The 13963-nt window shown below is 57.9% G+C and carries 14 protein-coding genes, 1 tRNA gene and 1 pseudogene; 6 read left to right on the forward strand and 10 right to left on the reverse strand.

Annotation, left to right across the window (positions count from 1 at the left end):
• The first annotated feature begins 203 nt into the window (after positions 1-203).
• Together NO357_RS14730 and NO357_RS14735 are read left to right on the forward strand one after the other, a co-directional pair.
• Positions 204-722, forward strand: a complete 519-nt coding sequence (locus NO357_RS14730) for a GNAT family N-acetyltransferase (RefSeq protein ID WP_306736458.1) — start codon at positions 204-206, stop codon at positions 720-722.
• 230 nt (positions 723-952) lie between these two features.
• Entirely contained in the window at positions 953-1987 is a 1035-nt protein-coding gene (locus NO357_RS14735; protein ID WP_306736460.1) for an IS110 family RNA-guided transposase, read from the forward strand.
• 314 nt (positions 1988-2301) lie between these two features.
• On the opposite strand, the gene NO357_RS14740 is transcribed toward NO357_RS14735, so the two are convergent.
• A complete protein-coding gene (locus NO357_RS14740) occupies positions 2302-3198 on the reverse strand; it encodes a sulfotransferase domain-containing protein (protein WP_306736461.1) in 897 nt (298 codons plus the stop codon).
• Between the two features lie 178 nt (positions 3199-3376).
• Between NO357_RS14740 and NO357_RS14745 the strand changes: the two genes are divergently transcribed.
• Complete coding sequence (locus NO357_RS14745; RefSeq protein ID WP_306736462.1) at positions 3377-3790, forward strand: cupin domain-containing protein; 414 nt, start codon at positions 3377-3379, stop codon at positions 3788-3790.
• Positions 3791-3865: 75 nt separating this feature from the next.
• On the opposite strand, the gene NO357_RS14750 is transcribed toward NO357_RS14745, so the two are convergent.
• Positions 3866-5578: an adenylate/guanylate cyclase domain-containing protein gene (locus NO357_RS14750; RefSeq protein WP_306736463.1), complete on the reverse strand. Its 1713-nt coding sequence runs from the start codon at positions 5576-5578 to the stop codon at positions 3866-3868.
• Positions 5579-5933: 355 nt separating this feature from the next.
• Here NO357_RS14750 and NO357_RS14755 point away from each other — a divergent pair, with 355 nt between their 5' ends.
• Positions 5934-6392 (forward strand): hypothetical protein, encoded by a 459-nt coding sequence (locus tag NO357_RS14755; protein WP_306736464.1) that lies wholly within the window; start codon positions 5934-5936, stop codon positions 6390-6392.
• Positions 6393-6424: 32 nt separating this feature from the next.
• Positions 6425-6718, forward strand: coding sequence for a DUF1330 domain-containing protein (locus NO357_RS14760; protein WP_306736466.1), 294 nt, complete (start codon positions 6425-6427; stop codon positions 6716-6718).
• A gap of 30 nt (positions 6719-6748) precedes the next feature.
• On the opposite strand, the gene NO357_RS14765 is transcribed toward NO357_RS14760, so the two are convergent.
• The 8 genes and pseudogenes from NO357_RS14765 to NO357_RS14795 form a co-directional block, all read right to left on the reverse strand.
• Positions 6749-7591, reverse strand: a complete 843-nt coding sequence (locus NO357_RS14765; protein WP_306736467.1) for a class I SAM-dependent methyltransferase — start codon at positions 7589-7591, stop codon at positions 6749-6751.
• 232 nt (positions 7592-7823) lie between these two features.
• Positions 7824-8246 carry a GFA family protein gene (locus NO357_RS21430; RefSeq protein ID WP_376744393.1) on the reverse strand — a complete coding sequence of 141 codons (423 nt, stop codon included), beginning with the start codon at positions 8244-8246 and terminating at the stop codon, positions 7824-7826.
• A 312-nt stretch (positions 8247-8558) separates the two neighbouring features.
• Positions 8559-8633, reverse strand: a tRNA-Phe gene (locus NO357_RS14770).
• An 85-nt stretch (positions 8634-8718) separates the two neighbouring features.
• Positions 8719-8913 carry a DNA gyrase inhibitor YacG gene (locus tag NO357_RS14775; RefSeq protein ID WP_306736468.1) on the reverse strand — a complete coding sequence of 65 codons (195 nt, stop codon included), beginning with the start codon at positions 8911-8913 and terminating at the stop codon, positions 8719-8721.
• Positions 8910-9932: a ribonuclease E/G gene (locus NO357_RS14780; RefSeq protein WP_306736469.1), complete on the reverse strand. Its 1023-nt coding sequence runs from the start codon at positions 9930-9932 to the stop codon at positions 8910-8912. The genes NO357_RS14775 and NO357_RS14780 overlap by 4 nt, the downstream gene beginning before the upstream one ends.
• Complete coding sequence (locus NO357_RS14785) at positions 9929-10513, reverse strand: Maf family protein (RefSeq protein ID WP_306736470.1); 585 nt, start codon at positions 10511-10513, stop codon at positions 9929-9931. Before NO357_RS14785 ends, NO357_RS14780 begins: the two co-directional genes overlap by 4 nt.
• 57 nt (positions 10514-10570) lie before the next feature.
• Complete coding sequence (infA, locus tag NO357_RS14790) at positions 10571-10789, reverse strand: translation initiation factor IF-1 (protein WP_007205486.1); 219 nt, start codon at positions 10787-10789, stop codon at positions 10571-10573.
• A gap of 82 nt (positions 10790-10871) precedes the next feature.
• A pseudogene (locus NO357_RS14795) lies at positions 10872-11754 on the reverse strand (carbon-nitrogen hydrolase family protein).
• Positions 11755-12029: 275 nt separating this feature from the next.
• Here NO357_RS14795 and NO357_RS14800 point away from each other — a divergent pair.
• Entirely contained in the window at positions 12030-13919 is a 1890-nt protein-coding gene (locus NO357_RS14800) for an acyl-CoA synthetase (RefSeq protein ID WP_306736471.1), read from the forward strand.
• The last annotated feature ends 44 nt before the right edge of the window (positions 13920-13963 follow it).

Here is a 13963-nt window from a genome sequence, read left to right on the forward strand (position 1 = left end):
CGGCCTGTCGATTGGTTGGGTATTGCAAGTGACAACGACTGCTTCATGGTGGAGCAGACATTGCCTGGAATCCTGCCGACGACTGGGATGCGTACGAACCAGACGTTCGCTTCGGCTGCGCCAAAGTCGGCTTTCGTTTCAGGGACGATTGACTGATACCACCCGTTTCAGCAAGCTATTTAGGCGCGGTTGAGGAACCCAACATGACAAAAATAGCTGTTCGGCTAGCAAGCAGCGAAGACGATACTGAGACGGCGCGTGCGCTGTGCCGGGAATGGTTGGATTGGCACTGGGAAAACTATCCTCCCGACTGGCCGAAGGGTGACGACCATCCCATGGACCCCGTAGAATTTCAGAAAACCCTGAAAGACTTGCCTAATTTGCATAAGCGCCCCCTAGGTGGAATTCTGATTGCTTCGGTTGATGGGAAGCCTTGTGGATGTGTCATGTATAGCCAAGCGAGTTCGGGCGTTGCTGAGTTTAAACGAATGTTTGTAAGTCCCGATGGTCGCGGTCACGGCCTTGGCCGCAAAATGCTTGACCACATGTTTGAGCAGATGGCTACTGACGGGTACACACGTGTCTTCTTCTCTTCTGCAACCTTTCTGAAGCATGCACGCGCAATGTATGAGAACGCTGGCTTCGTCCCAATGCGACACCCTGCAGGGTTTCCGGATGACTGGCGCGACAAAGTTTACTTCATGGAGCGTTCGCTGAACTAGTCGCGCAAGGTTCGCGAGTTGACCTTTGCCAATGCCGAGCATCGCGGACTTTCGCCCGCCGCGCAACATAGGTCAGTCAGGGCTCGGAGCCGCCATTCGCTGCCTTGCAGCGGCATGAAGTGGCCTGAATGACTGCTCAGCGGACAGAGCATGGGTAATCGGGCTGGCCTGATGAATGGGTCGAGTTCTCGATAGACTTGCGGCAATTGCTGCAATCTGAGGAGAACGAGATGGATTACTTTGTGGGTTTGGATGTGTCACTGCGGTCGGTTGCGATCTGCGTGATTGACGCTGAAGGCAATGCCGTTCTCGAGCGATCGGCCGCATGTGAGATCGAAGACATTGTGCACTGTCTGGCGAGGTTTAATGCATCAGAACTGCGGATTGGCTTTGAAGCTGGCGCCATGAGCCAACACCTGTTCTTCGGATTGCAGGCGGCAGGCTTGAACGTCGTGTGCATGGAGGCGCGGCAAGTGAATGCCGCGCTTTCGGCCATGCGCAACAAGACCGACAAGACAGATGCACGGGGGATCGCCTACGTACTTCGTTCTGGCTGGTTCAACCCTGTCCACATGAAGAGCCGGGAGGCACATGCCGTCCGTGCGTTACTGAGCAGTCGAAAGGCAGTTCAGCGAAAATGCATTGATCTGGCGAACGAGATACGCGGACTGTTCCGGATCTTTGGGTTGCGCCTGCCATCTCGTGTCGATCAGGCGTCCTTTGATGAGAGGGTGCGCCCCATCATCGAAGCAGACCCGGACCTGTCACATGCCTTGCTGCCGCTGTTGGACGCCCGCGCGGTGCTCTTTGCCACGTACCGGGAACTGGATAGACGCGTCAAGCAAGCTGCCAGCCATGATGAGACCTGTCTGCGCTTCATGGCGATCCCCGGCGTGGGGCCGATTGCTGCCCTGACCTTCAAGGCGGCAGTGGATGATCCCAAACGCTTCACCAGTTCAAGGACCGTCGCCGCGCACTTTGGCCTGACACCGAGGCGCTACCAGTCAGGGGAGATGGACAACCCTGGCCGTATCTCGAAAGCAGGTGACGCGGATGTTCGATCCGCGCTCTACGCGGCAGCGAACGCGATGATGATGCGATCCGTCGCCAGCTCTGAAATCAAGAGCTGGGGTCTTCGGCTCATGCGCCGGAAAGGCCGCCGCAGAGCCGTCGTCGCCGTTGCCCGCAAGCTTGCTGTCGTCATGCACCGCATGTGGGCAGACAACACCGAGTTCCGTCAGAGACCGTTGGAGGGCGCCGTATGAACTGAACCTTCGACAATCAATGACGGGATCGTCCCTCACCGGACGAGGTCTGCGGATGACGCCGAAAATGGCTGCTGCGCCACTCGAAGCGCGAGACTAAGCTGGGCGCTCCGCGACCGATCCGACACATGGATGCAGCGGTCCAATCGAACCGGACCAACAATGACTGCGAAGAGAAGCTTGACCCGGATGAGAGACCAGATCCCCAGAGACGGAAATGAAACGATGAAATGAACTTGACCCAAACGCCCGATTAGAGAAGCTGCCGTTTTGCATTTTCAGTCGCCTACGTGGCCCCTTAAAGAACAACAGCCTTACGGTTCTCGGTGCTCACCCCAGTTTAGCCAAGCGGCATCTTCGGGCGACAGAAGAGAAGCGCAACGGTCGTAATAACTCGCGATGTCATCATCGCTTAGACGACCTTTCCACTTGTTGGATGTCCCCGATGCAAAGAACTTGGCCTGATCCACGAAGGGTGAAGCCTCGGCGAAGCGGTTTTCGCTGGCTTCGGCTACCTTGCGCATGCTCGCAAAGGTATTCGCCTCCGTTATTTCAGCCAAAACCTTCGATGAAAGATCAATCTTCAAAATGTCGGCAATGCGCTCAATCTGGCCGTGAAGGTCCCTGCTCAGATCGGCGTAATGGAAGAAATGAACATTTCCTTTGTCTTCGCGGGCCCGGGCCTGACGGTAATGATGGACTATGGAAGATACAGTCATGATGTCCGTACCCGCATCGGTCAGAGGTCCATCGAGGAACTGGCAGAAGCCATCTTGGATATCTTCGGGAAACATCTCTGCCAGAGGACCTGAATCTTTCATGTTCTCAACATGGCTGCGAAACGAGAAGTGCGCATCCACAGGATGACGATATACAACGATATAAGTCGGCTCTGCGCCGTATGAGATGCCGTCCATGGGCGTATGGCTCTTCAAGCAGCGTCGACGTGTCAGGCTGGCTTGCTTGGCCGCGATCGCTTTTCGGTCCCGAAACCCGCAGTCAAGCCAGGGCGCCTCGTCTCGGCCACCTGCTTCGGGCACGACCTTGCCGTGTATCAGCATCATGACGATGTTCAGCGTCCAGGTGGTTCCGCATTTGGGAGGCGTGCACACAATCACGTCGTTGGACCGGAGTTCGAATGCCTCCCAGATGTCGGTGTTCGTTACTGGGCCAACATAGTCGCGGAGACGTTCTGTTCGAACTTTCTGCATTTCAATTTACCCCTGCCGGTACCTCACATTAGCCGCGCAACATCAATCCGAAAAGCGATTTGAAAGTACGGGCGGGGCAACTAGCGGTCATTGCGCACCATTTCGAAATCAATCTACTCCAGCGTTGATTGAGAGAAAGTACAAATGCCATAATCCTCTAAACGAGGGAGGATAGCTGATGTGGAAACCACTTGTATTGGCTTGTGTACTTGTCGCAGGCAGCGCCGAAACGGCGTTGTCGCACGATGTGCAGGACCCGTCGACGCTTCAAAAACCGAACATACGGGATTTGCTATCGACTTCGTTGGAAAGCGCCGAAGGCCTTGAGGTGATCGTAAGCCATGTTGCCCTACCTGCCAATGTAACCTTGCCCATGCATTGGCATCCCGGAGAAGAATTTGCCTACATATTGCAAGGAAGTGTGACCCTCATCTTAGAGGACGAAGGTGAGCACGAAGCCTTTGCGGGCGACGTGGGCGTCGTACCGCTGAAAAAAGTTCATACAGCCCGATCAGGAAAAGAAGGAGCAACCATCTTGGTGTTCCGGGTTCATGAGGCGGGGGAACCCGGCAGGATTTTGGTTGGCGACTGATCCTTCGAACCAAGCCTGTGCACAGACCGACAGTTGGATGGGCACAAGCTTCAAGCGGCAAGGCACTTTCTGCGCTTACACTGGCAACCCAACTTTTGACCACCCGTCGCGCCAGCGGTCAGCACAGGTTGGAATTGAGAAAATGGGCAACCGAGTGGTCTCGGCAATAGAAGTCTCGTCCGGAGCGGTTGCTTTCAAATCAGCGAGTGCTGCTTTTGCCGCATCTATGTCGCCAAGTTCGGCGAGCGAAGCAATAAGCATCAGATGGCTAATCAGGAAGGCTGAACGCACTGACAATGCTTGGCGAAAGGCCTGCACGGCCTCTTGATAGCGTCCCAGGTGAAACAAAGCGCTGCCCTGCGCCAGGAAAGCGGCGTGGCGCAAAGGATCACGCGGACTGAGTTCTACCGACCGGGTCGCATGCTCCAACGCTTTCTCTGGGCGATCCAGAAGAAAGAGATTGATAGATGCCAGCATGTGAACCGTCGCTGCGTTGGGGTTTTCCGACAAAGCTTCCTTGAAGACTGCCCTTGCGCGGGACAAGTCTCGTGCCAACATGGAGATAGAGTGCGCGGCATATGCCTTTGCGATGCCGTCCGCGCGATCATTCCGAAGAACCCGCTCTGCCGCCGCTACGGCTGATCCGGGGCCTTCATCGACAGGTTCCAGGCCTTGCACGAGACGTTGGATGTGAAGCCATGCGAGCAAACCTGCCGCGGCGGCATATTCCGGATCTCGATCCAAAGCCAGTTTTGCAAACCGTATCGCCTCTTTGTTGTCTTCGTCGGTCAGCAGGTGGAAATGCGAGACCGCCCTTAGGTAAAGTTCGTAAGCCTGCAAATCCTCCGTGGGTTTGGCGCGCGCGCGGATCGTTTCGGCGTGCCGCAAAGACGGTTCAATGGCCGTCACTACGTCCTGTGTGACCTGGTCTTGAAGATCGAAAATGTCGTCTAACACACCGTCGAAACGGTCCGCCCACAAATGGCTGCCATTTTCAGCATCAATGAGCTGTCCAGTGATGCGAACGCGCTGGCCAGCGCGCCGTACAGAGCCTTCGAGAACATACCGGACCCCAAGGGCACGCCCAACTTCGCGGATGTCCGTACTTTTTCCCTTGAAGGTAAAGGACGAATTTCGCGCGACCACCATCAGCCACCGGAACCGCGACAACTCGGTGATAATATCTTCGGTGATGCCATCTGCAAAGAATTCCTGATCCGGATCACCGGACATGTTGTCGAATGGAAGTACCGCAATTCCCGGTCCGACATCAGTTTTTATGGGGAAACTGGCTGTCGTCCCTTTTGGCCAGCGCCAAACTCCAATGCGGCGCGTTATGTTTTTCAGTTCGGTTTGTTCTCCGCCGTCGAATGATGCCGCATTGCCTCGATCAAGACTATTATGGGAGGTATCTGAGATGAGCACCTGATCTGGGTGGGCGAGGGCTTCGAGACGCGAGGCAACATTGATGCCATCGCCAAATATGTCATCGCCATCGGTAACGACTTCCCCTGTGTGAATCCCAATGCGTAGCCTGATTTGACCGGGTTTCTGTGCGGATTGCACTGCGATCGCGCATTCCGCCGCTTCTGATGTTGACGGAAATTCGACAATCCAGCCGTCGCCCATGCTTTTGATCAATGAACCATTGTGATCTACCAGTATCGGAAGAAGCGTTTCTTCGCGGAATGCCTTAAGCGCGCCGATTGTGCCAGTTCGATCATAATCCACCAGCGCTGAGTAGCCGACAATATCAGCTGCCATTACCGTGGTAAGCCTTCGTTCCATGCACCTCTCCTAATATCCGCAACGTTAGCTTTGTGTGTTAGGTCTGTCAGCCCGTTCGACGGATTTTGAAACGCGTGGATAAGTGGAAAGCACAGCTTCTTCAGCTGAGCAGCGAGTAGAACGTCTGCATCGGGCTCAACCGAGACATCTGACTAAAACCATCAGATGACCGCCCATCGCGGCATTGCTGCCGTTCCCAAGCGCTATCGTTCAACATGTTGTCTTCGACTGTGTCCGCAAACACTGTGGGGAAGAAGTGTGTTGCAGTTACTTTGGGCAAACACTGTGTTTCATTTATTCTCATGGTCCCGAGCAAGGATCGGGTGTTACGACTGAATCCTCTGAGAATACTTGAATGAAGGCAGCACCCGGTATCGTGATGAGAAAATGTGAAATTCACGCAGCGCCTGACCTCGTAGACGTTTCGTTCAACCCTGAGCTAGCGGCCGTCTATCTGCGCTGGATCAGTGAGTACGACGAAGGGACAAGGGTAAGAGACGCTGTCCGAGCTGCCCTAGACTATGTCCGCGACAATGATGTCAAACACTGGATCGTCGATGTATCGATGTCTTCTCGCGCATTGTCTGACGAGGACTACAAATGGGTAAGCAGCCAGGAATTTAGAGCCGCAATCCGCAGTTCGCCTTTGCAGAAATTTGTGCTGTTGCCGCCCTTGCCAGAGTCAGGTCAAGACGATCATTGGGTCAAAGACTGGGAAGAAAATACTCTCGCCAACTTTGGTGACCGCATAGAAGCGAAAGTCTGTAACGGTCTCGAGGAAGCTCGTGCATTCTTGGTACGGAAACAGGAGTAAGTAAGCCTTTTCCTTTTTCACTGGAGAAAATCATGAGCGTTTATGTCGTCGGTCAATTGAACATACACACCCCCGAGGACTACGAGGAGTATCTGGCTGGGTTCACGCCGATTTTCGAACGCTACGACGGGGAACTGCTCGCAACTTCAAAGCAAGAGACTGAAGTCCTGGAAGGGACTTGGGGGATGCCACGAACTGTTCTGATGCGCTTCCCAGACGCTGAGACAGCACGTGCTTGGTTTAGCGACCCTGACTATCAGAAACTTGCTGAAATCCGTCGCCGCAACGCGGACACGAACTTGGTGATCGTGCACGGTATCGAGTGATCGGTTGTCGTCTAGGTTTCCATGACCAATTCATCGTGCGCAAGCAAATAGGTTTACCACCGCCGGAACCCGTACGTCATCTCCGTCGGAGAACTCCTCGAAGGCTGCCTTTACTGAGCTTTCAATCGCCGCTTCATCAGTTTCCGTCCCGGAATATGCTTTCATTATGCGAGCCGCCGGACCGACCTTGCTAGCTGCGCGCGCAGCACCTGCTACTCCGCCTGGAGGCGTGAGTACAATCTCGACCGGACGCGCTTCGATACTAGAAACACCCGCCTGATCCATCAGATTGACCACCCGTTCGCAGTTCTGAAATGCAGTTGGACCAGGTGCATTTGGGTCTCCTTTCGGCTGTGCGCCCAGCCTTTCCTCCGCTGCTTTCTTCGGGATATCAAACCATGGGTTTTGCGCCACTGAAGCCCAGCAAACAAAGACCATTCTACCATGACCGCTCAGTGCATTGGACAGGTTCTTCAGCGCCGCAACGGTGTCTGAAAAGAAACTCATTCCTAATCGCGAGACCAGAACATCGAAGTGCTGCGACGGAAAATCATGCGTTTGGGCATCAGCCAACAGGAATGACGCGTTCTGCACGCCCACCGCTTTCGCCCTTTTGGCAGCGCGTGCAAGGAGCGGATCAGAAATATCCACCCCAAGAACTCTGCCCGCCGGAGCGCGTCGGGCGGCTTCAATGGTACTTGCTCCGGTTCCACATCCTATGTCGATGACACGGTCCGTCGAGACAATGCCAGCCATATCCAGCATCATATCCAACATACCCGCCATCGCGGTATCCAGAGCGCGTTCGTGTTCAATCCACTTCAGGCCCGCGGGTGAAGCCCAATAATCGGCCTGCGCTTTGTTTGCTTCCATGAAATGCCACCCCCATTTCGGGCAAACTAGCAGGCATTCATGCTAAACGCAGCATTCGTTCAAAAGGGCTCAACCGAGACATCTGACTAAAACTATCACATGACGACCCATCTTAGCATTGTTGCCTTTCCCAAGCGCTATCGTGCAACACGCTGTCTTCGACTTCGTTCCAAAACACTGTGGGAAAGAACCTTTTTCAAAACAGTGTGGGCAAAGAGTGTGTTGTTGTCAGTTAGGCACTTTGATCGTCACCGCTGCAGGCAGAAGCCTCAAAATCGGGCCTCGGCAAGTCATCTAGGGAAGCCAGCCACTCAGGATGTTGATTGTAGTAAAACACTACGTCGGGGCTGATCGATACATCTGCAGTTCCCGCAGCTAAACCCCAAGTGTCGCTATCGTTACCTGCATAGTAAAGAGGTGTTCCGCATTTGGCGCAAAACCCTCGCGTCGCAATATCAGAAGATGAATACACCGCAGGAGTGCCGTACCAAGTGACCCGTTCGCGCGGAACACTAATGAACGAGGGCACCTCCGATCCCGTCGCTCGCTTGCACATGTTACAGAAACAGACGTTGGCTTTACCAAAACCAGCGGACACAGAGTACTTCACAGCGCCACACTGACATCTGCCTGAAAACTCAGGTAACTCCCTCATCGCGTTTACTCCTTTACAGTTGGATAATGGTGTAATCGGCGCTTGCCGTCAAAATGGGCTCAATCCAATCTCAAGAAACTCTGTAATTGTCCGTGTCTGTAAACACTGTGGGGAAGAACTGTGTTGCAGTTACTGTGGGCAAACAGTGTGTTGCGAACAGTGTGTCTAACACATTGATTCCAAACACTGTGTTCAACACAGTCTTTTAGCTCCCAAATCCACCCAGCAACGCACGAAAAACTGTGCGATGAGTGTGCAACGCAGGAAGTGAAAACTGTGCGATGGCTAGTATGTTGATTTTTATTTGAAAAGTGGTGCCCGGGGGCGGAATCGAACCACCGACACGAGGATTTTCAATCCACTGCTCTACCCCTGAGCTACCCGGGCACGGGTTCGGGCGGGTGGGCCGCCGCTGGGTGGAGGCGTTCTAGAAGGAAGGCGCAAGGCTGTCCAGAGGGATTTCGCAAAAATCTCAATGGGGTTTGGTTTCGGTCTCGGTCAGGGCGTTCTTCAATTCCTCGAGGGCGTCCTCGACGTCTTCCGGAGCGGTCGAGGGGATCGCATAGCCACCGCGCATCCAGCGGCCGAGATCGATATCGGCACAGCGTCTGGAGCAGAACGGGCGATATTTCGGGTCGGTTTCGGAGGAGCAGATCGGGCAGGTCATGGCAGCAACTCGAACAAGGCAGGACGGGCGCGTTTGCGCTGCAGTTCATAGTGACCGAGCGGAGTGAAACCTGCAAGCGCGGTGTCGATCCCGTCCGAGCGAAAGGCCTTGCGCAGCGCGGACTCGAAGCCGCGGCGGTCTTTCTTGGGCATGGGCGCGAGGTCGATCACGATCTGGCCGCCAAGACCGCGCAGGCGTAGATGGCGCGGCAGTTCGCGGGCACAGGCGAAATTCGCCTTGAGGCCGGCAGCGAGGGAGCCGTCGGCGCCGGTATTGACATCGACCGCCACCAGCGCGCGGGTCGGTTCGATGAAGAGCGAGGCGCCGCCAGGCAGGGGGGCTTCGGGGCTGCGCAGGGTTTCGAGTGCATCGAGCACGCCATGGCTTTCGAAACTGCCGGGCGCGGTTTCGACTTCGGCCGGTTCGGTCCAGTCGCGCCAGGCCAGCAGGTGCGGGCCGTCGCCCTCGGTCAGCTTTTCCGGGGCGCCAGCCGCGTCGGAAAGCACGGTTTCGGCGAGATCGGTCATGGCGCGAATGTCCTCGGCGATGGCATCGTCGTCGGCATCGACGCAAGCCGAGCGCAGGATCAGGCCCATGTTCCCGTCGCCCATTTCGGATTTGGCGATCAGGTGCAGCGCGTCGCGGCGTACATCGTCGCGGATCGCACGGCTGACGTTGAGCCCGGGCGCATCCGGTGTGACGATGGCATAGCGGCTCTTGAACAACAGCCGCTCGGTCACCGGCAGCGCCTTGCCGGGCTCGGCATAGCCGGTGACCTGAACCAGCAGGGTCTGACCCTGGGCGATGCCTTTCACTTGTCGCAGAAATGCGCTGCCGTCGGGCGTGGAGAGGAACATACCGCCCTGACCCTTAACGGGTCTTAACGCCTGCGCGCGGTAGATCGTGCCGGGGGCGGGCGCATCGGAGCCGATCAGGACATCTTCCAGACGGCCATCGACCATCAGCGCGGCAGCTTCTCGTCCACCGATATGATCGAGGATGATCTGGCGACCTTTCATGATGGGCCCCAGACGGGATAGCCCGCGGCTTGCAGCAGGCCGGCGGTCTCGGCGAGCGGCAGGCCGACGACGGCGGTAAACGAACCCTGGATCCAGGGAATCAGCGCGCCGGCCATGCCTTGAATGCCATAACCGCCGGCCTTGCCGCGCCAGTCACCTGAGGCAAGATAGGCCTCAAGCTCCTGATCGGAGAGGGTTTTCATCTTGACGGTGGTGACCACGTCGCGTTCCCATATCCGGTCGCCGCGCTTCACGGCGACCGCGGTGATGACACGATGGCGCCGGCCGGACATCGCCTTGAGAAAGGCCCGCGCCTCGGCATCGTCCCCGGGCTTGCCGAGGATGCGGCGGCCAAGCGCGACGGTGGTGTCGGCGCAAAGCACGATGTCGTCGGGGTCGGCCGGGACGGCTCCGACCTTCTCGGTCGCGATGCGGGCGCAGTAGGGGCGCGGCAGTTCGCCCTTGCGCGGGGTCTCGTCAATCTCGGGGGGGCGGATATCATCCGCCACGACCCCGATGGTTGCCAGCAGCTCACGCCGACGGGGGCTGCCCGATCCCAGAATGAGCCGCGGTTTTTTCATTTTTTTCCGTATCTTGCCGGAATACCGGCATCCGTTCTCCGGGATGCGGCACCGCGTTTACTTGAAGCGGTAGTTGATCCGACCCTTGGTCAGATCATAGGGCGTCATTTCCACCTGGACCTTGTCTCCAGCCAGAACACGGATGCGGTTCTTGCGCATCTTGCCTGCCGTATGTGCGATGATTTCATGGCCGTTTTCCAGCTCGACCCGAAATGTCGCATTGGGCAGGAGTTCCTTCACGACACCGGGAAATTCGAGCAGTTCTTCCTTGGCCATGTTGTCTCCTTCGCTTGGTTATCCGCCGCGTCGCGGACGCCGCTTAAATGAGCCTTTTCGCGCTGATTTTCAAGGGGTTTTCTCAGCTCAGGCGGGATTGTGCGACCTGCCCGACACGGGGGCTCTGTTCTTCCCAGTGGGCGAGGTTGAGGACATGGCCGTCGGCGCGCACGGTGCGGATGGCGTCGAAATCGATCTCGGCATAGGTCCAGCCGGGCGTGTCGAGACGGCCTTCGGCCAACACGCCAGTGGCGGGAAACCCTTGATCTGGCGGGCAAAAAAACGCCGCCCGTGCCGGTGTTTTCCTCGACGGCATAGAGCCTTGGTTCGCGGCCCACGAGGGACGACATCGCGGTGACGCATTGCAGCTCAAGTGCCCGGGCCATGGCGCCGATACGGACCCGCCAATAGCCTTCCAGCGCCTCGGTGCAGGAGGGGACCAGGATGAGTTCTGCGCCGGCATCGGCCAAGGCCTTGGCCAACAGGGGAAATTCGCTGTCATAGCAGATCAGTACGCCGATTTTCCCAAGCGCGGTGTCGAACAGCTGCAACGGGCCACCGCCCAAGATGCCCCAGTCGTCGCGCTCGAACCGGGTCATGATCTGCTTGTCCTGCCAGCCAACGGTGCCCGACGGAGTGAAGAGGCCGGCCCGATTGACGGTGATGCCGCCGTCGCGCACCGGAGCGGAAGGCGACAGGATGTGCACGCCATGATCTGAAGAAAGGCTTGAAAACAAGGTGTTGGCGCGAGGTAACCACTCGTCTACGGCCGCGATCGAGCCGTTGACCGAGCCAGCGGCCTGCTCTCCCGACAGTGACGCCAGTTCCATCGCGCCGTATTCGGGGAAGACCAAAAGATCGGCACCCGCGGCGGCGGCCTCGGCCACCCAGGCGGTGATCTTCTGTTCGTAGGCGGCCCAGCTGTCGAGCCAGCCGAGCGGATAGGCGGCAGTGGCGAGTTTCATACGCTGTTAACCTTTCTGAACGATTCCGGGCGGTGCAAAATCGGGGTATGGCATGCTGGCTGGCAACCCGGCTGGCATCCTGTCTGGCGTGCGGAGGTCCAAGGGTTTGTTCACGGGTGGGGTTAACGCGGCGTGCGGTGCCGCGCAAGCCAGACCGGTTTTCCCGGATGACGCTGCGCCCCCGCTCTTGCGCGGCAGCGCAAAGGCGATAACTATATTCGCTAAGGGAGAAAAGCCTCGCCCGCGAAGGCAGGGGCACACGGGGAGAAACCAGTATGACATTTGCCACCCTTCAGGACAGCATCGATCTGACCAATGAAATGCCGTGGGATCAGCGCGAGCTGCCCACGACCGTTTACGAGATGCTGGCGAACACGGCGCAGAAATTCGGCAACCGCCCGGCGCTTTCCTATCAGCTGTTGTCGGGTCCCGAGGACAAGGCCGAGACGCTGACCTGGCAGGAGTTCCACGACAAGGTCTGCCAGGCGGCCAACCTGTTCCGCTCGCTCAAGGTCGAGAAGGATGACGTGGTGGCGCTGGTGATGCCGAACACCACCGAAACCGCGATTGCGCTGATCGGCGCGATGGTGGCGGGGATCGCCAACCCGATCAACCCGCTCTTGGAGCCCGAGCAGATCGGCGCCATCTTGCGCGAGACCAAGGCCAAGGTGGTGGTGACGCTGCATGCCTTCCCGAAAACCGACATCGCGCAGAAGACAGCCGAGGCGGTGCAGCACGCCCCGGGCGTCAACACCATCGTGACGGTGGATCTGAACCGCTATCTGACCCCGCCGAAAAGCTGGATCGTGCCGTTCATCCGCCCGAAGGTGGAGAAGGATCACCATGCCGACGTGCTGCGTTTCAATGCCGAGATCGCCAAGCAGCCAAAAACGCTGTCCTTCGAGGACGTCAAGGAAGACCGGGTGGCGGCCTATTTCCACACCGGCGGCACCACCGGCATGCCGAAAGTGGCGCAACACAAGAATTCAGGCATCATTTATCAGGGCTGGATCGGGCACGAGTTGCTTTACACCGAAAACGACAGCGTGATGTGCCCGCTGCCGCTGTTCCACGTGTTCGCCTGCCACGTGATCCTTGTGGCGATGATCAAGTCGGGCGCGCATGTGGTGTTCCCGACGCCGGCGGGCTATCGCGGCGAGGGGGTGTTCGACAATTTCTGGAAGCTGTGCGAGCGCTGGAAGACGACCTTCATAATCACCGTGCCCACGGCGGTGAGCGCGCTGATGCAGAAGCCGGTGGACGCCGATCTCAGCACGGTGAAGAACGCCTTTTCCGGTTCGGCGCCGATGCCGCTGGAGCTGTTCAACCGGTTTACCGGGTCTACGGGCATCAACATCATCGAGGGCTATGGGCTGACTGAGGCGACGGTGCTGGTGAGCTGCAACCCGATTGACGGCGAGAAGAAGGTGGGCTCGGTCGGCATCCCGTTCCCCTATACCGACGTGCGGATCATGCACGCGGGCGAAAACGGCGAGCCGGCGGAATGCGCCACCGACGTGGTCGGCGAGATCTGCGTCTTCAACCCCGGCGTGCTGCAGGGCAACACCTATACCGAAGAGGCCAAGAACCGTGATCTGTATCACACGCTCGGCAACAACATGTATCTGCGCACCGGTGATCTGGGGCGGATCGATGCCGACGGCTATATCTGGATTACCGGCCGTGCCAAGGACCTGATTATCCGTGGCGGCCACAACATCGATCCGGCCGAAATCGAGGATGCGCTCCTGGCGCACAAGGACGTGGCCTTTGCCGGGGCGATCGGCCAGCCCGACGCCCATGCCGGCGAGGTGCCCTGCGCCTATGTCGAGCTGGTCGAAGGCGGCAGCGCCACGCCCGAGGACCTCATGGAGCATGCCAAGGTGCACATCCACGAGCGTGCGGCCTACCCGAAACATGTCGAGGTTCTGGGCGAATTGCCGAAAACCGCGGTGGGCAAGGTGTTCAAGCCCGACCTGCGCAAGATGGCGATCACCCGGGTCTACAACGCGACGCTGCAAGAGGCAGGCTGCCCGGCGCGGGTGACCAGTGTGATCGACGACAAGAAGCGTGGGCTGGTGGCGCATGTGCGGCCCGAAGGCGCCAGCGAGGCCGAAATCGGCAAGGTGCTGGGGGCGTTCACGCGGCCGTGGGAGCTGATCTGAGCCACCTGGACAGCAGCCAGTGGCAAGGCAGACCTGCCCGGCGG

The organism is Marimonas arenosa (genome assembly GCF_030848945.1).
Lineage (GTDB): Bacteria > Pseudomonadota > Alphaproteobacteria > Rhodobacterales > Rhodobacteraceae > Marimonas > Marimonas arenosa.